The following is a 23,320-nucleotide window of genomic DNA, read 5'->3' as shown; positions in this document are numbered from 1 at the left end:
ATCTTTAAGCACATTACCCTCAGAATCACAAATAAAACAATCATGCTTATCTTTAGCAACATCGATACCAACAAGAAACATAAAAACCATCCTTTCAAATAAATTGGCTGTGGTTATCCACAAAAATCTATGTATCGTAACCTTGCTCGAGATAAAACGTCATAGCGTTATCTAACTCATAAACAAATAAACATAGAATTGTGGTTGGAGCCTTAATAAAATAGTCAAAGCTATAGGAGTGATAACCAATCCACAAGCCTATACTTATCATATAGTAAAAAGAAAAAAAGAACACTAATTACTATGTGTTCATTATACAAGGAGTTAATATGAAAATAGAATACGAAAAATATTATGAAGATTTTGAAGATGAAGAATTATTTATAGCGGACTATTTGAACTATCTTGATGAATCTGTAACTATGTATCATTCAACAAATGCTACAAAAGAGAGACTTGAAAGAAATGGTTTTATACAAATAAATTTTAATGAAAAATGGAATTTAGAAGCTGAAGGAAAATATTTTTTAGTAATAAATGATTCAACTATAATTGCTTTTGTAGTAGGATCTGATAAAGAAGCGCCATTTAAAATTGTAGGTGCTCATACAGATTCACCAACATTCAAATTAAAAACAAATTCTGTAATAAAAAAAGAAGGATACACATTATTAAATACAGAAATATATGGTGGACCACTTGTTAATACTTGGTTGGATAGAACATTATCTATTGCAGGTAGAGTATTTGTAAAAGGTGATTCATCCTTAAATCCAGAAGTAAAATTAGTAAATCTTGATTATGATTTATTGACTATTGCATCACTTGCAATTCATATGACTTCTATGGATGAAAGAAATAAATTACCAAATCCTCAAACTCAACTACTTCCAGTAATTGGATTAGATGAAAATTTTGATTTAAATGAATTGATAGCTTTTGAATTAGAGATAGATAAAGACGATATTTTAAGTACTGATTTATTCCTATATAGTAGAGAACAAGCGAATCTAATAGGAAGTGAAGGCGAGTTCATACAATCAGGAAAGATTGACAATTTAGGCATGATGCATGCAGGATTAAAAGCGATTATTGATTCAAAAGAGTCAAAACAAACTAAAATATTTGTTGGTTTTGATAATGAAGAAATAGGATCTGGAACTCAACAAGGAGCAAGATCAACTACATTTAAAGATGTGTTAAAGAAAATTTCATATTCATTAGGAAATGATGAAATGACATTTGTAGATCAAATATATAAATCATTTATGATTTCGGCTGATCAAGCTCACGCAATACATCCAAATTATCAAGAAAAAGCTGACCCAACAAATAGACCACATATTAATAAGGGCCCAGTAATAAAAGAATCAGCATCAAGATCATACGCTTCTGATGGATTTGGAAAAGCAATACTTATTGATATTGCTAAAGAAAATAATATTCCATTACAATTTTTCCATAATCGTTCTGATTTAAGAGGCGGATCTACAATAGGTTCACTTATTGAAATTGCATCAGGAATTAAAAATATAGACATTGGAAATCCAATGCTTGCAATGCACTCAATAAGAGAGATGCAAGGGGTAGAAGACCACATATACATGGCGAGACTTATGCAAGCTTTTTATGAAGCAGAATAAAAAATATATAAAGGAGAGAATATGATACCAACACCACATATTGGAGCAACAAGTAAAGATCAAATAGCAAATACTGTGCTTATGCCAGGAGATCCAAAAAGAGCAAAATTTATAGCCGATAAATTCTTAGAAGATGTTACTCAATTTAATGATGTAAGAGGAATGCTTGGATTTACAGGATACTATAAAGGAAAAAGAGTTTCTGTAATGGGTTCTGGAATGGGTATTCCATCAGCTATGATTTATTATCATGAATTATTTGCATTTTATGATGTTCAAACAATCATAAGAGTAGGGACTGCAGGTGGTCTACAACCAGATTTAAAAGTAAGAGATATTATTGTAGCAACAGCAGCAAATACTCCAGCTTCAGTTGTTAGAGGTAAATTTGATATAATTCAATTTGCACCTACACCAACATTTGAATTAGTACTTAAAGCGCATGAATATGCTGAAAAAAATAATTTAAATGCATACTTTGGCTCAGTACTTTCATCAGATGAATTTTATAGAAAATGGGATCCAGAAGTTATCGAAAACTTAAAAAAATATGGAACATTAGGAATAGAAATGGAAGCAGCAGGACTATATATGTCAGCATTAGAAAATAAAAAACAAGCATTATGTATATGTACAGTATCAGACAATAGTGAAGAAGAAGAATCTTCAGAAGTTAGAGAAACAGCATATACAGAAATGATGGAAATGGCTTTAGAAATTGCTCCAGAATAAAATTAAAAATTTTGTTTAGAAATATCTTTCAAGGTGAAAATAAGGTGACCCCAAAAAGTTGGACTTTATACCAGAGACATTTAGAAATATTTGTCTCTGTTTTTTTTGTTTGTGAATTCATTTTTTATTTCATAAATAGATACCACTTAGAGAGCATTTCTGAGTTTTGAAAAATAAATTGCATAAAACCGAAAGAAAACAGCTGATTTTCTGATTTTTGAGAAATATAATTATAAATTCAGAAAATCTTAACTTGATTGTTAATTTAATGTAACAAACGGGAGCAAAATCATGTAAAATGGCTTTGTAAGAGTCTTTTTTTTCTGAAAAATCAAAAATTATTATCGAAATACGGAAAAATGGTTAAAATCTTTCTGAAAAATGAAAAATAAATTGGAAAAATCAGAAATGGTATTTAATTTAGGTACCACTCAAAGTCAAATACAGAACGTAGACAACATAAAGCCATTTATACTAGTACAAAACGTAGACAACGTAAAGCCATTTATACTGGTAAAACAAAAAACACGATCAAAATAAAATAGGATTTTATTTTGATCGTGTTTTTTGTTGGTATGCAAGCTGTTCGAGCATTTACAAGCTTATACGGGATTCATGAAATTATACAATCTCTACCAATCCCTATAACAAAATTATTCCATTATCACTACATTCTTTTATCATTTCTTCTGGCCATACTGATACTTGAACTTCACCTATATGTGCTTTTTGTAAGAAAAACATACAAAGTCTTGATTGTCCAATTCCACCACCAATAGTAAAAGGAAGTTCTCTATCTATCAGAGATTTGTGATAAGATTTTTCTAATCTGTCAAGATTTCCAGATACTTCTAATTGATGTTTTAAGGCTTCAGGAGATACTCTAATTCCCATACTTGAAAGCTCTAGAGCATCGTCTAATATAGGATTGTATACAATTATATCTCCATTAAGATTCCAATCATCGTAATCTGGTGATCTATCATCATGAGGCTTTCCGGATTTTAATTTTTTGCCAATACCGATTAGAAATACTGCTTTTTTTTCTTTTACAATTTCTTTTTCTCGTTCTTCTGGTGAAAGATTTGGATATTTATCCTCAAGTTCTTGAGTATCTATAAAAGTGATTTCATCAGGAAGAAGAGTTTCATATCCTTGGATTTTTAATCTCATATGATAATCTAAATCCTTTAATGTAGTAAATATAGTATTTACAGTCATTTTAAGAAAATCAATATTTCTATCTTTTTCATCAATAACTTTTTCCCAGTCCCATTGATCTACATATAGAGAATGTGTATTATCTAAATCTTCAAATGAGCGTATAGCATTCATATCAGCATATAAACCTTTATATTTTGGGATATTATATCTATGTAAAGCATATCTTTTCCATTTTGCCAACGAATGAACTATCTCTAATTTTGTTTGTTTTCCATTCTCATCAATCGAGAAATTTACGGCGTTTTCTACACCAGAAAGATTGTCATTAAGTCCAGTTTCTTCTTTTACAAAAAGAGGAGCAGAGACTCTTAATAATTCCAAATTTCTAGCTAATGCATATTGGAAAAAGTCTTTAATTTCTTTTATAAAAAATTGTGTTTGAGCTAAATCTAAATTTGATTTATAATCTTTTGGTATGTATATTTTTGTCATATTAACTCCAGATGTTTTTTATTCATAATAAGAATTATACCATATTTATGAATAATAGCTATTTTCATAAAAAGATTTATTAAATAGAATTAACAATTTATCAAAAAAGAATAAAAATTTGTTGTAAAACAATAAATTTAATGATAATATATTTTTAAAACTATAATTAATATATAGAGGTAAATGTGAAAAAAGATAAAGTAGTATTATGGGGAGATGTAGTTTCCCTAAAAGATTTAATATTAAGTATTTTAATAAGTATAATTTCCACAATGGGAATGTTTTTTTTAGCAGATAAAGACAATACTTCAATGCAGCTATTTATGGGATTACTTGGAGCTGTAATAGGTTTTATAATTACATCAATATTGTTTAAACCAAAAAGAAATGTAAAGGTAGGATAATAGTATGGGTATATTTTTACAAATGATTGTAGCCATATTAGCTGGAGTTGTAATATACACTTTAATAGGATTTATACCTGGTACAGATGAAACTTCGGTATTAGTACCAATCACTTTGACTCTGGTTTTAACAGGAGTAGATGCAAGAGTAATTTTAGCATTTTTCGTAGCAGCAATTATCACTTTATCTGTTACAAATGCAATTCCAACAGCTTTGGTTGGACTTCCTGGAGGAGTTATGGCAACTCCAATGATGGAACACAGCTTATATTTAAAGGATAAAGGATTATCAGCTGTAGTAATTAAAAAAATGGCTGTGGGATCTTTAATTGGTGTGGTAATAGCATTACCAACATCTTTAATATTAGCAAGTTTAATAGCACCATATGGTAATTTCTTGAAGCAGTATTCATCACTATTATTTGTAGGTGGAGCGATATTTTTATCATTACTTAGTAAAGCAAAAATTTTATCTTTATTAAGTATTATTCCACTTTCAATGTTATTTATGTCACTTAGACATTTGTATTGGGGGACAGGCATTGTTCCTGAAGGTAAAAACATTACAGTTTCATTTTTCTTAGCGATAACAATAGGACCATTAATAATAAATCTTATAGAATTATTTAGTAAATCAAATAGAGAAAAATTAGAAACTGATAAGAACAAGGAAATTATAATTCCAAAAATGGATACTAAACAATTAAATCCATTTAAGATTTCAACTAAAGAAGAGATGGGAAGAGCAGCTATATCAAGTTTCATTTCAAATTTCTTATTTGTACTTTCGCCAGTTGGTCTTACAATTTTATTTGGTGAAATAATGGGAAAAAGTAAAAAAGGTAAAACAGAAGAATCATTTTTAACTATCACAGTAATGTCAGCAATGATACAAGCTACATATATATCTGGTATATTAATTCCTATAATAGCACTGGGGATACCTTTATCACCAGTATCAATTGGTCCAGGGATTGCTTTATTCGATGCGGAACCAGTATTTACTACACAAAACAATATCCATCATATATTGTCATTTAAAGAAATGCTTTTACCGATAATTTTAGCTGCATTTATAGCTATTACTGTATCATATGTACTTACAAATAAATATGCATCATCTATTTCAAATTTTGTATTAAAGAAGATACCACATGAAGCGATTTTAGGTTTATTTATTTCGTTCATTATACTTTTATCTTATATGGATGCTGGTGTAGTTAATATATTTGGTGTATTATTAATAAGTATCGTAAGTGGATTTTTAAACAGACAAGGTGTAAACTATGGTGTTCAATTTATGGCATTATATGCTGCGCCATGGATTATAACACAATTGGTAGGTTAAGATGGAAAATTCATTAGCAACTTCACATGGAAAGATAATTTTAATAGGTGAGCATAGTGTTGTATATGATAAACCAGCTATTGCAATACCTATAAATTCAGTATCTTTAGATGTGTATATAGAAGAGAGTGAAAAAAATCATATTTATTGTAAATTTTTTGAAGGAGAACTTTGTGAATCATCAGAAGATTTACTAGGAATTAGAAATTTAATAGAGAAATTTTTTGAAAAATATAATATAAGAAAAAAGATTAAGATTATAATAGAATCAGATATTCCTAATGAAAGAGGAATGGGATCTTCTGCTGCAGCATCATTAGCCGTTGCAAGAGCATTGTTTAGATATTTTGATATTGAACATACAGAAGATGATATATCAAAATGGGCAAATATTTCTGAAAGAATTATTCATGGAAATCCCAGTGGAATAGATATCAATGTAATAAAACATAATAAATCCGTATATTTCATAAAAGATGAAAAGATTGAAATATTCCCAATTGATTTAGATGCTTTTCTAGTCATTGGAGATACAGGCATAAAAGGCAAAACAAAAGAGACCGTATCAAATGTAAAGAAATTGATTGAACAAGATTCAAAATATATGGAATATATAGAAAATTTATCTAAATTTTCAAATGAAGCTAGAAAGTATATAGAAGATAAGGATTTAGAAAATCTTGGAAATACTATGAATAAGGCTCATATGAATCTACAAAAACTTGAAGTTTCATGTAAAGAGCTTGATGAAATGGTAAATATTGCCATTAAAAATAAAGCTCTTGGAGCAAAGCTTACAGGTGGTGGAGGCGGAGGATGCATGATAGCATTATGCTCTACACTAGAAATAGCTGAAAAAATAAAAGAAGAATTTGAAAATTTAGACAAAGAAGTTTGGATATCAAATATATAAAATTTATAGGGGTAATATGAAAAGATATAAAGCAAAAGCACATGCAAATATTGCATTAATTAAATATTGGGGAAAAGAAGATGAAGAGTTAATAATCCCTAATAACAACTCACTATCTATGACATTAGAAAATCTTTATACAGAGACAATAGTAAATTTTTCTGATAGTGATAAAGATCTATTCTGCTTAGATAATAATTTACAAGATGACAAAGAAACTGCTAAGATTTCTAAATATATAGATATATTTAGAAATCTTGCATCATCTGATAAAAGAGTTGAAATTCACAGCTTTAATCATGTACCTACAGCTGCAGGTTTGGCGTCATCTGCGTCAGGATTTGCAGCACTTTCTGCTGCTCTAAATTCACTATTTGAACTTAATTATGACAAAGAAAATCTTACAAAGCTAGCAAGATTAGGGTCCGGTTCTGCCTCAAGAAGTATTTATGGCGGGTTTGTTGAATGGATAAAGGGTAAAGATCATGAAACATCATTTGCAAAAAAAATAGATGATGGAGATTTTGATATTGCTATGATAATACTAGTATTAAATGAAGAAAAAAAAGATATATCTTCAAGAACTGCTATGAAACAAACAGTTGAAACATCCCCTTTATATAAATCTTTTGTTGAAAGTTCAAAGCGAGATATAATTGCAATAAAAAAAGCTATTAAAGATAGAGATATTGATGAAATTGGGAAAATTGCTGAACATAATGCTATGAAAATGCATGCTACTATGCTAGGCTCAAATCCACCAATAATATATTTTAAAGAAAAAAGTATAAAAGCAATCAATAAAGTTAGAGAATTAAGAAAAATGGGATTTAGCGTTTATTATACAATGGACGCAGGTCCAAATGTAAAATTAATAGTTAGAAAGACGGAAGTTGACAGCATAATTAAAGAATTAAACGAATTTGATAATATTATCATTTCTAATATTGGAAATGATGTAATAGTAGAGGAATTAGTATGATTGAAGTTAAAGTACCAGGTAAATTATATATTGCAGGCGAATATTCTGTTGTTATGCCTGGTCATAAATCAGTTGCAATAGCTATTGATAAGTTTATTACTGTGAAATTAAAAGAATCAACTCATAGAGGAACAATTAAATCTTATTCTAATATTAAATTAATTTGGTCTAGAAGAGATAATGAAATAGTTGTTGAACAAAGAGATGATAGATTTGAATATATAATTCAAGCAATGCATATATGTGACGAATTTATTAGTGTAAAAGGAATAACTCCTAAATATTATGATATAGAAGTTTTAAGTGAATTAGAATCAGAAGATGGATTAAAATATGGATTAGGTTCTAGTGCATCTGTTGTGGTTGCGGTTACAAAAGCTATTTTACAATTTTATAAATATGAATACACAAATATGGAAATATTTAAATTAGCTACACTTGCTAGCATGAAATTAATAATGAACAGCTCATTTGGAGATATTGCAACAGTTTGTTTCACGGGAATAGTTAAGTATAGATCTTTTGATAGAAAATTTATTAAAAAATTCTATGAATTCAATGGCGTATTAAAGACAATTGAATTAAAGTGGAATACTTTATCTATTGAACAAATAAAGAGAAATAAAGATTATAAAATCCTTGTAGGATGGACAAAGTCCCCAGCATCAAGTGACAATTTAGTAAGAAAATCAATCAATAGAATTAAAAATAATGATGATTTTATAAATAGATTTACAAGTGAAAGTGACAAATGTGTTGATGATTTTATAGATGCATATACATCATTAGATTTTGAATTTTTAAAAGAGTCAATAGAAAAAAATCGTATGCTCTTATTAGAGTATTCAAAAAGATATGGTATTGAAATTGAAAAAGAGAGTCTACACAATTTGATTGAAATATCTAAAAATCTCGATTTAGCATCCAAGACTTCAGGTGCAGGTGGGGGAGACTGTGGTATTGCAATATCGAAATATGATTTTAACACGAAAATCCTTGAAGAAAATTGGAATAGTAAAGGTATAAAAATGCTTGATTTAGATATTTATGAGGAGGAATAATGGAAAGAAAAGATGAACACTTAAAACTTGCGATTTCATTTCATGATGAAACTAAAAAAAGTGATTTTGATTTAATTGATTTTGTTCATAATTCCTTACCGAATACAAATGTTGATAATATAGATATAAGTACATCAATAGCAACATTTACTCAATCCCATCCATTCTATATAAATGGGATGACAGGTGGAACAGAGCTTACAAAAAACTTCAATCAAAAACTTGCCATACTTGCAAGAGAAACAAATACGATGATGGGAGTTGGTTCATTATCAGTTGCTCTAAGACATAAGGAAATAGAAGATACATTTAAGATTGTAAGAAAAGAAAATAAAAATGGTATAATATTTGCAAATATTGGAGCGGATAAGAGCTTAGAAGAAGCTAAGAAAGCTGTACATCTTATAGATGCAAATGGGATTCAAATTCACATCAATCCAGCACAAGAAATAATAATGCCGGAAGGTGAAAGAGATTTTACAAAATGGATTGAAAATATTGAAAATATTATCTCAAATGTAGGTGTTCCAGTTATTGTAAAAGAAGTAGGATTTGGAATGTCACGAGAAACTATAAAGTTATTAAAATCAATTGGTGCAAAGACGATTGATATATCTGGAAAAGGTGGAACTAATTTTGGTAAGATTGAAAATTCCAGAAGAAAAAAAGATTCTCTAGCATTTTTGGAAGAATATGGATTTAGTACAGCGGAATCTTTACTTGAAGCTCAAGAGTTTGTTTCAAATACAGAGATTATATCATCTGGTGGTATAAGAAATACATATGATATAGTAAAATCACTTGCATTAGGCGCTAAATCGACTTCTATGGCTGGTAAATTTATTATGCTAGTAAATGATATAGATATAGAAAATGCGATAGACATTGTAAATAATTGGAAATATCAAATAAAATCTATTATGGCATTAATAGGTGCTAATAATATAAAAGAATTACAAGAAAAAGATATACTAATAAGAGGAAAATTAAATGAATTTGCAAGACTTAGAAATATAGATGTTCAAGCTCTGGCAAATAGAAAGTAATTTATTTTAAATTCTTAATATATAAAGAGTACGATATGAGACAAAAAAACAAACTTATTTATATTATAGCAATTTTGGTACTATTTATTATTGCTTTTCTTTTATTTACATCGAGAAAAAACACAAATATAAAGGAAATCAAAGAATCTTACAAAGAAACGCACGAATCAGACAATTATTATGAGAAAATTAAACCGGATATAATTAAATTATTAAATATGCCTGAATCTGAACAAGATTCAAAAGAAGATAATGAATTAAGAGCTAAACTTACTGGATTTAGTATTAAAGAAATCGAAGACTTTAGATCTGAGGAAAAAGCGTTTAACATAAGTAATCCTGAGATATACAATATAGTATTTAGTGATATAAGAAGGGAATATTTAATCAAACAATTTGAATTAGAAGACTTATTTAATTAGAATTAATATTTTTAATAAAGGTTCTAAAATATCTGTTGGGGTTGCTAACTTCTAAGAGATATTTTCTTTTTAAAACAAAAAATCCATCAAACTAATTAGTTTGATGGATTTTTCTATTATCTTGTATATACGTCCATGTGATTTCCGTAAGTTCCTCTGTCATAAACTTTACCTTGATAACCAAATGGTGTATTTATTATTGTTCCGATTGGAGCACTATTTGCAATTACTATATAACCATCGCCATCTGCTACAAATCCACCAGCATTTACATGTCTTCCTGGAATGTTTAAGCCCCCACCAGGTAATACACTTTGTGAGTAATAAGTGAATTTATATCCACCCCAATTTATAACACCATGGAATGTTAAGTCGGATAGACTATATATTCCACTTGTTGATGAAGCAACTGGTCTAGACTTTGTACCATATTCAACAATTCTATCAACTGATTTTTTCAGTATTTTTTCTTCTACTAGTTTTCTTTCAGAACCATTGTTTTCATAAGTATATCTTACTAAACCTTCAGATCCACTTTGAAGTACATTAGTTTCTCCCTCATAAAGTGAAGAATTTTCTTTTTCAATTAGTTCAGGCTCTGTACTTTCTTCAACAACTTCTTTTGTACCTATTAAAGTAACTTGATTTATTGGCTTTTTAGTAACCGTTTCTTTAACTACTTCATCTGAAACTATCTTTGAGTTAATAAAAGTTTTAGATTTATGTAAAACTTTTTTACCATTTTCACCTTTTACTTCTATTTCTTTTTTTCCATAATCTAAATCAAAAGAGTATTTAGATTCTTTTTTGAATTCAATTTCTTTAGTTTCAGTATAATCTTCTGTAACTACATTGTCATATGATATTTTTTCACCATTTTTGATATTTGAATCAAGTGATGGATTAATAATATCATCTGAATCATATTTTATACTCAATTCATCTAAAAAGTCTTTAACGTTGGTAGCATATGTATTTACCATAAGATTGTTGCCTTCGTTATTAAATGTTATGGTCTTTTTAGTATTTATGTCTAATTTATAGTTATTTCTAATAGTGTCATCTAAATTAGTTGAAATTTTTATTTCATCAATTTTATATCCAAGTTCATTTAGTAAATCTTCAACATTCTTAGATGAAGTTTCAATTTCTGTAATTTCGTTATTATCTACAGAAAGATTAATAGTTTTTGGCACATTAGCTAAAGCCATTTCGCCAACAAATATAGATGTAGTTAATGTTAAAACACCTATAATTGCGTTTTTATTGTTTTTAATAAAACTCATAATTACCTCTTTCTTAACATTACTTACTTATATTAAGGTCTTTGTAATATAATGTCAAGTAATTTGTAATTATTTTGTAACCTAAAATGTAACTTTTTGTAATTATTGATAAATAAATATCAAAATGTAATCGAAATGTTGAAATTTACACAAAAAAACAAATTCTGTGAACTTCGATTTCACTCACAGAATTTGTTACAAAATTTAAATAATTTCAACTTTGCCATTTGTTGTATAGGCAAATATATTTAGTACATCATCAGAATCTTCTGTATAATCAATTGTTGTAGCTATTATTTCGCGAGACATTTCATTTAAGTTTATAAAGTTTGGAGATAGATTATGACTTAATCTACCAGAAATTGTAGCTTTAATAGGTCTTGAATAATTTAATCCTTCTATATATAAACCACCATTTGTAGAGTTGAGATTTACTTCTCTAGCTTTAGAATTAATTGTGTCAATATTTATTGAACCATTCATATTTCTTGCATCCACTTTTCTTACATCTATTGTTTCTAGTACAATTTTACCATTTGTTGTAATGCATTCTAATGTGTCTGATTCAATATTTTCTGCAGCAATCTTACTATTTGTAGTTTTACAAACGATATTATTAGCATCTATACAGGTTAAAGAAATCTTTCCATTAGTTGTAATAAATTCTGCATAATCAATATCTAAATTATCAGCCTCAATTTTTGAATTTGTAGATTCTACTTTAAGATTTTCTACTAAATTTTCAGGTATATTAACAGTTATTTTAACGGAATATCCTTTATTTGATTTTTCAGTGTCTATACCGATATAATGATTTTGTTCATTAGCTGTGTGGATTAAAAAATCATAGTCCCTTGTATATTCTTTTTCATCGTAATAAACATTTGCAATAGCTTCTACATAATCTTTATTCCATTGATAAACTTGAACTTTCTCATTACGATTTTTGATATAAAGATTTATTTTATCTTCTATATTATCAATTCTAATGGATTTTGTGATTCTACCGGTATAATTATTGAACAAGCTATAATCGAAGTTTATATTTGATAGGGAATCACTCATTTTATAAAATGCTGATTCTATAGCATTTCCTATTTTAGATGTCATGTCGTTGAAACTCATATCACTAGCTTTTTTAGTTTTTTTATCATTGAGATTATTCTTATCTCCAATAGCGTCCAATAACTTTAAGGCTTCCTCTTGAGTTATTTTGCCTTCTTTTAACATGTTTAATATCATTAATCTTTCTTCAGACATATTAACCTCCTATAATTGTGATAATAATCTTGTTGCTTCTTCAGATGTAATTTCGCCACTATTTAACATTTCTAATATTTCTATCTTTGAGGTATTTGCTTCAACTTTATGCCCTAAAGCGTTTATCAAATCATCTAGTTTACTTCTAACAGTAGGATATGAAATTCCCAGTTCCTTTTCTATTTCTTTAATACTGCCTCTCTTTAATATAAATATTTCCATGAATTTTTTTTGATCTTGTGTTAAGTTTGAAAAATTATCTTGTGTAAAATCACCACTTATTTCAGTATGACAACTATCACAAGAATATTTTACTATTTTTAATTTGTTTCCGCATACAGGACAATTAGATAAATTTTCTTTCATGACTCCTCCTATTGAATTTAATATATCACAAATTAAGTTGGAAGTAAAATAAATTTAATTAATTCGGTTAAAAAAATTAACAATTTTAATTTTAATCTAAAAAATATTAATGTTAATATTAAAAATATTAAGACTACAAACTTTTTATTGAATGTGATACTATTTATTTAATAAATAATGCAAAACGGAAGAGGAAAATGAATATAGAATTAGAAATAATTGATTTGGATGATAAAGGTAGAGGAGTAGCTAAAAAAGACGGCATAATATATTTCGTTGAAAATGCAATATTAGGAGAGACTTTATTAGCCGATGTATATAAGAAGAAAAAATCATTTTATAATGCAATAAAAATAGAAACTATTAAAGAATCACCATTTTTAATAGAGGATATAGGTGAAGAAAATCTATGTGGAGTGTATGAACTTTACAATATAGATTATAAAAAACAAATAGAATATAAGAAAAATACAATTATCAATTCGATAAATAGAATTGCAGATGAAAAATTAATAGATATTAATGTAATTGAAGCTATTGATAAAAATGGATATAGAAACAAATTGGAGCTAAAAGTATCTGAATCAGGTAAATTATCATATTTTAAGAGAAATTCATATGATTTAATTGAAATTAATGATTGTATGATGAATACTAAAGAAATTCAGAAATTGGTAAAGAAATTACAAATTATAATCACAGAATTAAATATACCAGGATACAATCCAGTTGATAATACGGGGGTCTTAAAAAATATAATTATTAGATCTACATCAATTGGAGAAACTATGCTCATTATAGTATTTAATCAAGAATATAATTTTGAAAAGTTATATAAAAGAATAGAAGATGAGAAAATTACAGACAGTTTCTATGTTTCAAGAAATAACACAAAAAATAATTATAAGATAAAAGATTTAGTTCATATAAGCGGGAAGGATAAAATTAAAGAAATATTAGGAGAGCATCAATTCTTGATTTCTCCAAGAGCATTTATGCAGGTAAATAAGGAAATTTCTTATAAAATTTATCTAAAGGCCAGAGAATATATAGAGAGGATAAATCCAAATATTCTAGTTGATTTATATAGTGGTATTTCTACAACTTCAATTATCTTATCCGATTTAGTTGAGAAAGTTGTATCCGTGGAAATAAATACAGATGCAATAAATGATGCAAAAGAGAATGCATTTATAAATGGTATAAATAATATAAATTGGATAAATAAACCGGCAGAGATAGCGATTGATGAAATAAGTCTAAATGAAAATAAGACAATGGCATTATTTGATCCGCCAAGAAGAGGATTGGATGAAAATATTATAAATAAAATCGGCCAGTCTAATATTTCTAGTATAGTATATATTTCATGTAATGTAGGGACACTTGCTCGTGATATAAAAAGATTTAAGCAATTTGGTTTTAAGCTTAAAGAAGTGACTTTATTCGATCAATTTGTAAATACTATTGAATCAGAGACTGTAATATTATTAGTCAGAGATTAATAGAAAACAATAATTTTTATATAAATTTGTAAGGAGAAATTATGTTTAATAAAGAATTTATCGCATATGTACCAATAAATGAAGTTCCAAATCTTTATGATAGAGATGTTAAGATGTTTACTAGAATTAATCTAGCATTTGCAGTATTAAAAGATAATAAAGCTAATATAAGAGATGAATCATATCTAGAAAATTTAAACTCATTAAAAGAAATAAATCCCCAGCTAAAGATAGTTTTATCAGTTGGGGGAGCAGGAGCTTTTGGGTTTTCAATAATGGCAAATGATAAAGATAGTAGAATAGAATTTATAGATTCATTAATAGATTTAATAGATAAATATAATCTAGATGGAATAGATTTAGATTGGGAATTTCCTACAAGAGATTTTGGTGGAGATTTTGCAGAATATGATAGAGAAAACTTCACAATATTATTGAAAGAGATTAGAGAAAGACTGGATGATAAAGGGGAATATTTACTTTCGATTGCAGCTGGTGTTGGTGAGTGGTTTGTAGGTTCTGTTGAACTAGAAAAAATACCAAATTACTTAGATGATATTCTTTTAATGACATATGATTTAAGAGGTTTTGGACAAGAATTTACAGGACTTCATACTACCTTATATACAAAGAAAGAAGATATAATACAAATGTCTGCAAGCGATGGTGTAGAATTGCTTGTTAAAAATGGTGTACCAAAAGAAAAAATAGTAATTGGATTTGGACAATATTCAAGATTTTGGGAAGGTGTAGAATCTAACAACAATGGACTTTTACAAAAGGCTGCTCCAAATGGAGGAGAACATGGTCCACATTATCCAAAACTTCAATATGAAGTGATTGATAATCCTTTATTTGAAAATTACTATGATGAAGAAGCACAAAGCCCATATTCATATTCAAAAGAGCTAAAGATTTTCCATTCATATGATAATTCCAGATCTGTAAAAGCCAAGGCTTTATATGTAATGGATCAAAATTTAAAAGGATTGATGTTTTGGAGATATGTTGATTGGAAAGAAAATCCACTAATGCTTGAAATGTATAAATTAATTGAGGGGAAATAATGCAAGAACTTAGAAATATTGAAAATAAAATAAATATATGGGAATTACCACCAGGATATAGCAAAGAATCAAAATTAGATTATTTAAATGTAGATTTTGATGGTAATAAATTTGATTGCATGTTGAACTACACAAAGAAAATGGTAAATACATCTTTTGAAGATATATCTAAAGTTGGAGATACATTTACTTATTTACATGAAATTAAAGGTAAATGGGAATGTGAAACATTTGAAGATATACCATATTTAATACCATATAAAGTTGAAAATTCAGAAATAGCAGTAATTGTATTGTCTGGAGGAGGATTTATATACAAGACAATAGATGGAGATGCAAGTGGAGGAAAGAGTATCGCAGATAGATTAAATAAAAATGGAATCTCAGCATATTTACTCCACTATAGATCCAATCCATACAATTTTCCAATTCCAATGCTAGATATTCAAAGAGCTATAAGATATTTAAGATATCATAATAAAGATAATAAATATTATAGAAATGATAAAATTTATGCTATGGGATTTTCAGCTGGTGCATATGTAGTTTCAAGCTTTGTAAATCAATATATGAATAAAGATGTCCTTTCTAGTGAATTTATCGATTATAAAAAAGATGAAATTGATGAGGTAGATGATAGTATTTCAAAAGCTGCATTTATATATCCACAGCTTACATTTAATTATCATCTTCCAATGCTTAGTTCAGTATTAAATGATGATAAAATTGATACAGAAGAAAAAAGATCTAAACTTTTAGAAAAATTCCATTTAGCAGATAATTTATCAAATGAAGATGCATGGCAATTTGTGGCCTATGGAAATAGTGATATTGTAATTCCTCAAGAATCGGTAGAGGAATATATTAAGAAGTTGAAACAAAAAGGTGGAAATATTAGTCAAATATTTTTACCGGGAGAAGGCCATGGATTTAGTGACGACTTATATATAGATGAATTTGTAAAATGGTTAGAATTTTAAATTATTAAAAAAATGGTAAATCTTATGTGATATAAGTGAATTGACCTCATTAAAGTTGTTTTTAAGTCTAACTTTTTGGGGTCAGTTCATATAAGAGTTTACCATTTTTTTTATTATTTTCTTTCATATACTATATATCTATAATTTGGACTATTGCCAGAATTTACATCATCAGATACAGAAGTTTTTTTCCAAATAGTAGAGTCTATTTCCGGGAAGAAACTATCCGCATCTACAGGGTTTTCTTCGTCAATAATTGTGACATAGAGTTTTGATGCATTTTCTATAAATTGATGATAAATATTGTCTCCACCAACTATGAAAATTTCTTCTTGAGGATGATTTTTTGCGTATTCTAGGACTTCATTTTTTGAATGAAGTGTTTCAGCATCTGGAAATTTTTTATCACTTCTTGTAAGGACTATATTTTTCCTATTTGGAAGGGCTCCATTTGGAAAGCTATAATATGTTTTGCTTCCCATAACAATGGTGTGTCCGGTCGTAGTTTTTTTAAAATATTTTAAATCTTCTTTTAGATGATAAATCATATCGCCATTTTTTCCGATTGCTCTTGTTTTTTCAGTAATTGCAACTATCATATAAAGATTATCTATTATCATTTCAACTCCTAAATAGCCATTTCAAATTTTAAATTTGGTTTTTGTGGATTATAATTTTCAAGTGTAAAATCGTCTATAGTAAAAGAATAAAAGTCTTTTTTATCTGGATTCAATACAAGTCTAATATTTTCACCATCTTTTTATTCTTCTCTTTCAATTAATTCTTTAACTTGGTCTATATGTCTATCATATATATGTGCGTTGTTGACATAATGACAAAATACACCAGGCTCAAGATCTACATGTCTTGCGACCATCATCATCAAAGCTACATACTGTATTTTATTGATTGCATTTGCTACAGGCAAATCAGAAGATCTTTGAATCAATGTCATATCTAAATATCCATCTCTAACAGCCCATTGAGTTTCCATTGCACATGGATAAAGTCCTTTAGTTTCTTCTAAATCATATTCTTGGAATAGATTCATAATATGTCTTCTTCCATATGGTTGATTTTTAAGACCATCAAGAAGCTTATTCATTAAATTATGTCTTTTAACGGTAGCTCCGTATCTTTGTCCAATAGTACCATCACCAATATTCCAATCATCCCACCAATGAATATTATATTTTTCTTTTAATATAGAAAGCTCATTAGATTGATCTTGATATATCCATAAAATTTCCTTTATACCAGATTTCCATGCTACTGGTCTTATTGTGAGTATTGGAAGTTCTCCTTTAGAAATATCATATCTTTCAAACACTTGATTTGCAAAATATGTATGAGAAGGAGTACCATCTGCATATTTTGGTCTTACTTTTTCACCTTTAGTATTTGATCCTTCATTCAATATTCTATTTGCAATATTTTTAAAATTTTTATCACACAGTGTCATATTAACCTCCGATACTATAATATATTTATCATTATACCAAATATTGTATCCTTTTTATATAAATGAAAATAAACTACTATATATTATGCTATTATATTTATTCCTAAAATTTGATATAATACAGTTATATTAACAAATATTATTAGTTTAGATTATAAAGTGAAATTTTAGGAGGACAAGAATCACATGGATTCGTTTCAGGTCACGCATATTTTAATATTTTTATTATGTATAATTTTATCGGGATTTTTCTCAGCGTCAGAAACGGCGTTTACATCATTAAGGAAAGCAAAATTAGAGACTAAATCAAAAATAGGAGATGAAGAGGCTGAAAAAGCTTTGGAACTTTATAAAAAATATGAAAACTTGCTTTCTACCATACTTGTAGGGAACAATCTAGTAAATATTACTGCTTCGGCAGTAGCAACTTTATTTTTTATGCAAATAAATCAAAAATATGGTGCTTTACTATCCACTGTTATTACTACCGTATTATTATTAATATTTTCAGAAATAACACCAAAATTAGTAGCTAAAACACTTCCAGAGAAAGTTGCTGTAAAATTTACACCGTTATTGAATATTGTAATGATAATTTTTAAGCCGATAGTTTGGATTATGGATAAATGGCAAAAATTAGTTAAAAAATTTATTCCAGAAGATGAAGATTCCGGTATTAGTGAAGATGAACTTTTACAATATGTTGATGAAGCTCATGAAGGTGGAAATTTAGAATCAGAAGAACATTCATTAGTAAAACGTGCAATGGAATTTGATGATTACAATGTATCTACAATATTGATACCTAGGATTGATGTAATTGCTGTTGATGTTAAAGATAGTGATAAAGATATATTAGAATTATTTGATAACCATGGATATTCACGTTTACTTGTTTACGAAGATACAATTGACAAAGTAGTGGGATTAATTCACGAAAAAGATTTCTTCAGATATTTAAGAGATAAAAGAGAGAATAATTCAAATTTAAATATCAGATCAATTGTTAAAGATGTATTGTATATACCTGGTGGAGTGAAACTTTCAGATGTATTAAAACTTATGCAACATGACAAAATCCATATGGCAGCTATAATAGACGAACATGGGGGACTAGAAGGTATAGTAACCATGGAAGATATACTTGAAGAATTAGTTGGTGAAATATGGGATGAATCTGATGAAATTGAGTATGAAGTGAGATCTATAAATAAGGGTACTGAATATGAAATGTTAGGTAAAACTGACATAGATAAGGCCTTTGACATACTTAAATTAGAAGAAGATGAAGAATCAAAATCAAATACTCTTGGTGGATTTGTAGTTGAAAAACTAGATAAAATGCCAGAAGCAGGAGATTCATTTGTATATGAGAATTATGAATTTGAAGTTAAAAATATAGATGCAAATCGTGTAGACAAAGTTAGTGTAAAAAAAATAGACGAAAATTCAGAAGAATCTGAAGATTATTAGTTAGATGAATAGTTATTAAAAATATCTGTTAGGAAATATGATCTGACCCCAAAAGTTGGACTTTATACCAGAGACATTTAGAAATATTTGTCTCTGGTTTTTTGTAGTCCTAAATATTTCCCCTAGGAGAAATCGCATCTAAGCTACATTTAATTTTCTATATTTAACCGGACTTAAATATCCAAGTTTTTCTTTTATTATCTTCATTGTAATATTTATTAACTCATTTTCACTATTAAAACTTGTAATCCAAGCAACTGGTCTTGGAATAATTGATGAAGATAATAATTTGTATTTTAATGATGGTTGAAGCATGCTATTTTCAATATGATACATTTTACTCATGATCAAATCCTAGATATTCTTTTTCAAATATTTTATTACTTATTACAGTGTCAATCGGATCTAATAAATCAACAATTTGATCTCTATATGGTTCAAATTTTGGTGGCAGAGATAGTTTTTCACCTAGATGTTCATAGTCTTCTTGACTAATCTCATTCTTAATACATAGTCAACCATTCATAATTTTTCTGTCCACTCGATATCATAACAGAAACATGATGAATTCCTTTAATCTGTTTTGTCATAAACTCACCTCATAAATGTATTTATAAACTTATGATAAAGATCACATAACGAGATGTAATATTTATCAAGAGCTTATCTCAATTATAGATACCCAAGGATGTATATTATAAATATTATAAAATGGTGACAAGTTTTTATTTATATTTTATGGTTATATTTTTATAATGGGGGTAAATCTAAGATAGATAATAAATAAATTTTAATTATTAAAATTCATATATTACATTTTCCGCTATACTAATTTATTAGTGTTAAGAAGATTAGTAAAAAAAGAAATAAATTAATCAATATAAAGAATTAACATAACTATAAGTACATATTAAATATAAAAGTATATAATAAGGAGGGATAAAATGAAAACACTAATAAAGAAATTATTGTTAGTTGTATTTTTAATCGTATTTATAATAGGTGGAAATGCTAATGCTAATTATAAATCTGAAATTAATATTTATGACCAAGATATGATAGATAGTTTAATAAATGATGATAATTATTCATTTATGAATAATCAAAAAAACACTTTAGATAAAAGTAAATTGACTAAATCTGAAGTTAATTATAAAAATTTTGATTTAAGTCTACTAGAACAATCTGTTTACGTAGAAGAATTTGGTGGAAATTATGTTGAGAATGGTAAAATGATTGTTAATATTGTTAGAGGTAAAAATGATGATGGTTCATTAAAATATAAACTTAATACTAGAGAATTTAATGATGTAATATATCGCGAAGTTGATTATTCTATGAACTATTTAAATTATGTATTAGATAGAATTTCAAAATATATGCAAATAAATAAAAATAATCTATTGAATAATTTTGCTTCTGGTTCAGTAGATGTAATAAATAATAAAGTTATTGTAGAATTATATGATTTAAATCCTAAAAATGTCTTAGAATTTAAAATGAAAGTATCAGATTCTGATTCAATTGTTTTTAGAAAGAAAACTGATAGAATGATGAATGAAATTAATGTGAATCCTGGATCTAATATTAATGTAGGAACACCATCAAAAGGGAGTTCTTCTTTTGCATATAGATCTACTAGAAATGGAGTAAAAGGTATAGTTTTATCTGGACATGCAGGAAAACAAGGTCAAAATGTTTATTATAATGGAGTTAAAATAGGAGTTATTGAGAAAAATATTAATTATGGAAGTGTAGACGCAGCATTTGCTAGGTTAACTAATACTAATTATAGTATATCCAATAGTTTAGCAAATCATACTTTGTCTACGACCCCATTAAATCCTTCTGTAGGTACAACTGTGAAAAAGAAAGGTTTTAAAACTGGTACTACTACTGGAGTTATTACAAATATCAATTCTACTCAAAATTGGAATGGGGTAATATTTACTAATATGTCGATTGCCAATTATCACTCTGCGGGTGGAGATAGCGGTGGATTAGTTTATTTTGAATTACCTTCATCTAATATAGCGCATCCTGTGGGAGTGCATAAGGGAATTTATTCAGAAAGTCAAAAATCTTTTTCTAAAGCTTCAGTTGTAAATAATAATTTAGGAACTAAAGGATATTAAAATGAATAGAAAAAAAATAATATTATTAATAATAGTCATTTCGATATTTTTAATTTCTATGGCGTGTAGTAAAAATAAATTAAATATTGAAGAATTATACTCAAAAGATACAAGTAAAAATATCACCATGAATATTGAAGTTAATGAAGACAATAAGTTTACGTTAAATATCAAAAATGAAAGTGATTATGATTATACTTTTAGCTATTATTATACTATTTATAAATATAAAAATAGCGAATGGGTGGAGATAGAAGATTTACCTCCTTTTGAAGATTTGGGCTTTGAATTAAAAGCTGGGGAAAGCTTGGATCAAACATACTTTTTCTCGGAAACACTATTTTCTGAAAATGGAAAAGGAATCTATAGAATGCGAAAAAAATTTGATAGAGTTATAGATAGTGAAATACCCCAAACTTCTGATGGGAAAGATAAAGAAAACTCAGAATATGCTGATGTAGTTTTTGAGATTAAATAATATTTTAAATATCAGATTGATTCGGTTCTGAACTGACCCCTCAAAGTTGTACCTAAAAAACAACTTTGAGGGGTCACCTTATTCTAGCAGGTATCTTTTTATGTCATTAATATTTCCTATATCATGTATAAAATGTTACATATTTGTAATTATGTTGGCGTTTTTTATTTTTGCTTTTGTAGCTTAATAGATATAGGAGGTATTATGAAAGATATTATAAAAGAACTTATAGAATATAACGAAGAGCAGAGAGAATTGTTATTAACTTTGGATAAGGAAAATTGTGATAATCAATTAAGTATTTCACAAAAGAATAATAAATTCTATTATTATATAGCAAATAATAGTGATGATATATTTAGAATAAAAGATGTTAAAAATCAAGAGATCTATGATATAGCAAATAATAATTATCAAGTAAAATTATCTAAAGTTTTAGAGAAACGAATAGAGAGTATTGATCGACTAATAAATACACTAAAAAAACTAGATCTTACATCAGTCTATGATAATTTACATCCAGGTCGTAAAGCAAAAGTAAATCCTATAGAGGCAAGTTATGAAGTTATGGTAGATAAATGGATAAAAGAAGAATATGTTTCGCTAGACTATCCCGTAAAACTTAATCTTGAAAGCAAAAATGGGGAATTCATGCGATCAAAAAGTGAACTTATACTAGCCGACTTATTTCATGATTATAATATTAAATATAAATATGAGAAAAGGTTAGTTTTACAAAATAATATAACTTACTATCCAGATTTTACATTTTTGGGAAAAGATTTAAAAGAAATATATTGGGAGCATTTCGGAATAATGAATGATCCAGTATATATAAATAAATTTATTTATAAAATGAGAGAATATGAAAAAAACAATATAAAGGTAGGAGAGAATCTTATTATAACTTTTGAAGGTGAGGGAGTACCATTTAACAAAAGCCATGCTATATACCTGATAAAAAGGTATTTGTTGTAATTCTTGCCACTGTTTTATAATAATGTTTGATTAACCACAAAATTATGAGAATTTAGTAAAATTTTCAAAAAAATGAAGGAAAATGTTTGATTTTCTGAGAATTAAGTAAAATTTTCAAAAAAA

At 27.4% G+C, this 23,320-nt stretch carries 22 protein-coding genes and 1 pseudogene; 16 read left to right on the top strand and 7 right to left on the bottom strand.

Annotated features, from left to right (window positions below; genetic code table 11):
- The first annotated feature begins 329 nt into the window (after positions 1 to 329).
- Together G534_RS0107505 and deoD are read left to right on the top strand one after the other, a co-directional pair.
- Positions 330 to 1,643 carry a M18 family aminopeptidase gene (locus tag G534_RS0107505; protein ID WP_051177476.1) on the top strand — a complete coding sequence of 438 codons (1,314 nt, stop codon included), beginning with the start codon at positions 330 to 332 and terminating at the stop codon, positions 1,641 to 1,643.
- Between the two features lie 21 nt (positions 1,644 to 1,664).
- Positions 1,665 to 2,375, top strand: a complete 711-nt coding sequence (gene deoD / locus G534_RS0107500; protein WP_027348549.1) for a purine-nucleoside phosphorylase — start codon at positions 1,665 to 1,667, stop codon at positions 2,373 to 2,375.
- Between the two features lie 642 nt (positions 2,376 to 3,017).
- On the opposite strand, the gene asnA is transcribed toward deoD, so the two are convergent.
- Positions 3,018 to 4,031, bottom strand: coding sequence for an aspartate--ammonia ligase (gene asnA, locus G534_RS0107495; RefSeq protein ID WP_027348548.1), 1,014 nt, complete (start codon positions 4,029 to 4,031; stop codon positions 3,018 to 3,020).
- Between the two features lie 185 nt (positions 4,032 to 4,216).
- Between asnA and G534_RS0107490 the strand changes: the two genes are divergently transcribed.
- From G534_RS0107490 to G534_RS0107460, 7 genes are read left to right on the top strand one after another with little or no spacing between them, the layout of a single operon-like run.
- Positions 4,217 to 4,435: a hypothetical protein gene (locus G534_RS0107490; RefSeq protein WP_027348547.1), complete on the top strand. Its 219-nt coding sequence runs from the start codon at positions 4,217 to 4,219 to the stop codon at positions 4,433 to 4,435.
- A gap of 4 nt (positions 4,436 to 4,439) precedes the next feature.
- On the top strand, positions 4,440 to 5,783 hold the full coding sequence (locus tag G534_RS0107485; protein WP_027348546.1) for a tripartite tricarboxylate transporter permease: 1,344 nt from the start codon (positions 4,440 to 4,442) through the stop codon (positions 5,781 to 5,783).
- Position 5,784: 1 nt separating this feature from the next.
- Positions 5,785 to 6,696 carry a mevalonate kinase gene (gene mvk / locus G534_RS0107480; RefSeq protein WP_027348545.1) on the top strand — a complete coding sequence of 304 codons (912 nt, stop codon included), beginning with the start codon at positions 5,785 to 5,787 and terminating at the stop codon, positions 6,694 to 6,696.
- A gap of 16 nt (positions 6,697 to 6,712) precedes the next feature.
- The gene (mvaD, locus tag G534_RS0107475) at positions 6,713 to 7,678 is read left to right on the top strand and encodes a diphosphomevalonate decarboxylase (protein WP_027348544.1); all 966 of its coding nucleotides are present in this window, start codon (positions 6,713 to 6,715) and stop codon (positions 7,676 to 7,678) included.
- On the top strand, positions 7,675 to 8,739 hold the full coding sequence (locus G534_RS0107470) for a phosphomevalonate kinase (RefSeq protein WP_027348543.1): 1,065 nt from the start codon (positions 7,675 to 7,677) through the stop codon (positions 8,737 to 8,739). Before mvaD ends, G534_RS0107470 begins: the two co-directional genes overlap by 4 nt.
- Positions 8,739 to 9,785, top strand: a complete 1,047-nt coding sequence (fni, locus tag G534_RS0107465; RefSeq protein ID WP_027348542.1) for a type 2 isopentenyl-diphosphate Delta-isomerase — start codon at positions 8,739 to 8,741, stop codon at positions 9,783 to 9,785. The genes G534_RS0107470 and fni overlap by 1 nt, the downstream gene beginning before the upstream one ends.
- 35 nt (positions 9,786 to 9,820) lie before the next feature.
- Positions 9,821 to 10,207: a hypothetical protein gene (locus G534_RS0107460; protein ID WP_027348541.1), complete on the top strand. Its 387-nt coding sequence runs from the start codon at positions 9,821 to 9,823 to the stop codon at positions 10,205 to 10,207.
- A 116-nt stretch (positions 10,208 to 10,323) separates the two neighbouring features.
- Here G534_RS0107460 and G534_RS0107455 read toward each other — a convergent pair whose 3' ends face one another.
- The 3 genes from G534_RS0107455 to G534_RS0107445 form a co-directional block, all read right to left on the bottom strand.
- Positions 10,324 to 11,493 carry a G5 domain-containing protein gene (locus G534_RS0107455; RefSeq protein WP_027348540.1) on the bottom strand — a complete coding sequence of 390 codons (1,170 nt, stop codon included), beginning with the start codon at positions 11,491 to 11,493 and terminating at the stop codon, positions 10,324 to 10,326.
- Between the two features lie 204 nt (positions 11,494 to 11,697).
- On the bottom strand, positions 11,698 to 12,753 hold the full coding sequence (locus tag G534_RS0107450; protein ID WP_027348539.1) for a DUF4097 family beta strand repeat-containing protein: 1,056 nt from the start codon (positions 12,751 to 12,753) through the stop codon (positions 11,698 to 11,700).
- A 9-nt stretch (positions 12,754 to 12,762) separates the two neighbouring features.
- A complete protein-coding gene (locus G534_RS0107445) occupies positions 12,763 to 13,119 on the bottom strand; it encodes a DUF2089 domain-containing protein (RefSeq protein WP_027348538.1) in 357 nt (118 codons plus the stop codon).
- 197 nt (positions 13,120 to 13,316) lie between these two features.
- On the opposite strand from G534_RS0107445, the gene rlmD reads away from it, so the two are divergent.
- Genes rlmD through G534_RS08270 form a run of 3 tightly spaced genes read left to right on the top strand, consistent with a single transcriptional unit; the run spans position 13,317 to position 16,671 of the window.
- Complete coding sequence (gene rlmD / locus G534_RS0107440) at positions 13,317 to 14,624, top strand: 23S rRNA (uracil(1939)-C(5))-methyltransferase RlmD (protein WP_027348537.1); 1,308 nt, start codon at positions 13,317 to 13,319, stop codon at positions 14,622 to 14,624.
- A 41-nt stretch (positions 14,625 to 14,665) separates the two neighbouring features.
- Complete coding sequence (locus G534_RS08275; protein ID WP_034596144.1) at positions 14,666 to 15,691, top strand: glycoside hydrolase family 18 protein; 1,026 nt, start codon at positions 14,666 to 14,668, stop codon at positions 15,689 to 15,691.
- Positions 15,691 to 16,671 carry an alpha/beta hydrolase gene (locus G534_RS08270; RefSeq protein WP_051177475.1) on the top strand — a complete coding sequence of 327 codons (981 nt, stop codon included), beginning with the start codon at positions 15,691 to 15,693 and terminating at the stop codon, positions 16,669 to 16,671. The genes G534_RS08275 and G534_RS08270 overlap by 1 nt, the downstream gene beginning before the upstream one ends.
- A 113-nt stretch (positions 16,672 to 16,784) precedes the next feature.
- Here G534_RS08270 and G534_RS0107425 read toward each other — a convergent pair whose 3' ends face one another.
- Positions 16,785 to 17,291 (bottom strand): dihydrofolate reductase, encoded by a 507-nt coding sequence (locus G534_RS0107425; RefSeq protein WP_027348536.1) that lies wholly within the window; start codon positions 17,289 to 17,291, stop codon positions 16,785 to 16,787.
- 8 nt (positions 17,292 to 17,299) lie between these two features.
- A pseudogene (locus tag G534_RS08265) lies at positions 17,300 to 18,133 on the bottom strand (thymidylate synthase).
- Between the two features lie 186 nt (positions 18,134 to 18,319).
- Between G534_RS08265 and G534_RS0107415 the strand changes: the two are divergent.
- The gene (locus G534_RS0107415) at positions 18,320 to 19,606 is read left to right on the top strand and encodes a hemolysin family protein (protein WP_027348535.1); all 1,287 of its coding nucleotides are present in this window, start codon (positions 18,320 to 18,322) and stop codon (positions 19,604 to 19,606) included.
- 138 nt (positions 19,607 to 19,744) lie between these two features.
- Here G534_RS0107415 and G534_RS0107410 read toward each other — a convergent pair whose 3' ends face one another.
- A complete protein-coding gene (locus G534_RS0107410) occupies positions 19,745 to 19,951 on the bottom strand; it encodes a hypothetical protein (RefSeq protein ID WP_156896588.1) in 207 nt (68 codons plus the stop codon).
- 599 nt (positions 19,952 to 20,550) lie between these two features.
- On the opposite strand from G534_RS0107410, the gene G534_RS0107400 reads away from it, so the two are divergent.
- The 3 genes from G534_RS0107400 to G534_RS0107390 all read left to right on the top strand — a co-directional run bounded on the left by G534_RS0107400 (position 20,551) and on the right by G534_RS0107390 (position 23,197).
- On the top strand, positions 20,551 to 21,741 hold the full coding sequence (locus tag G534_RS0107400; protein ID WP_027348533.1) for a S1 family peptidase: 1,191 nt from the start codon (positions 20,551 to 20,553) through the stop codon (positions 21,739 to 21,741).
- 1 nt (position 21,742) lies between these two features.
- Positions 21,743 to 22,219 (top strand): immunoglobulin-like domain-containing protein, encoded by a 477-nt coding sequence (locus G534_RS0107395; protein WP_027348532.1) that lies wholly within the window; start codon positions 21,743 to 21,745, stop codon positions 22,217 to 22,219.
- A 204-nt stretch (positions 22,220 to 22,423) separates the two neighbouring features.
- Positions 22,424 to 23,197 (top strand): hypothetical protein, encoded by a 774-nt coding sequence (locus tag G534_RS0107390; protein WP_027348531.1) that lies wholly within the window; start codon positions 22,424 to 22,426, stop codon positions 23,195 to 23,197.
- Positions 23,198 to 23,320: the final 123 nt, after the last annotated feature.

This window comes from Helcococcus sueciensis DSM 17243, assembly GCF_000423145.1.
GTDB lineage: Bacteria > Bacillota > Clostridia > Tissierellales > Peptoniphilaceae > Helcococcus > Helcococcus sueciensis.
The sequence above is the reverse complement of the archived record's forward strand: the minus strand, read 5'-3'. Positions and strand labels throughout refer to the sequence as shown.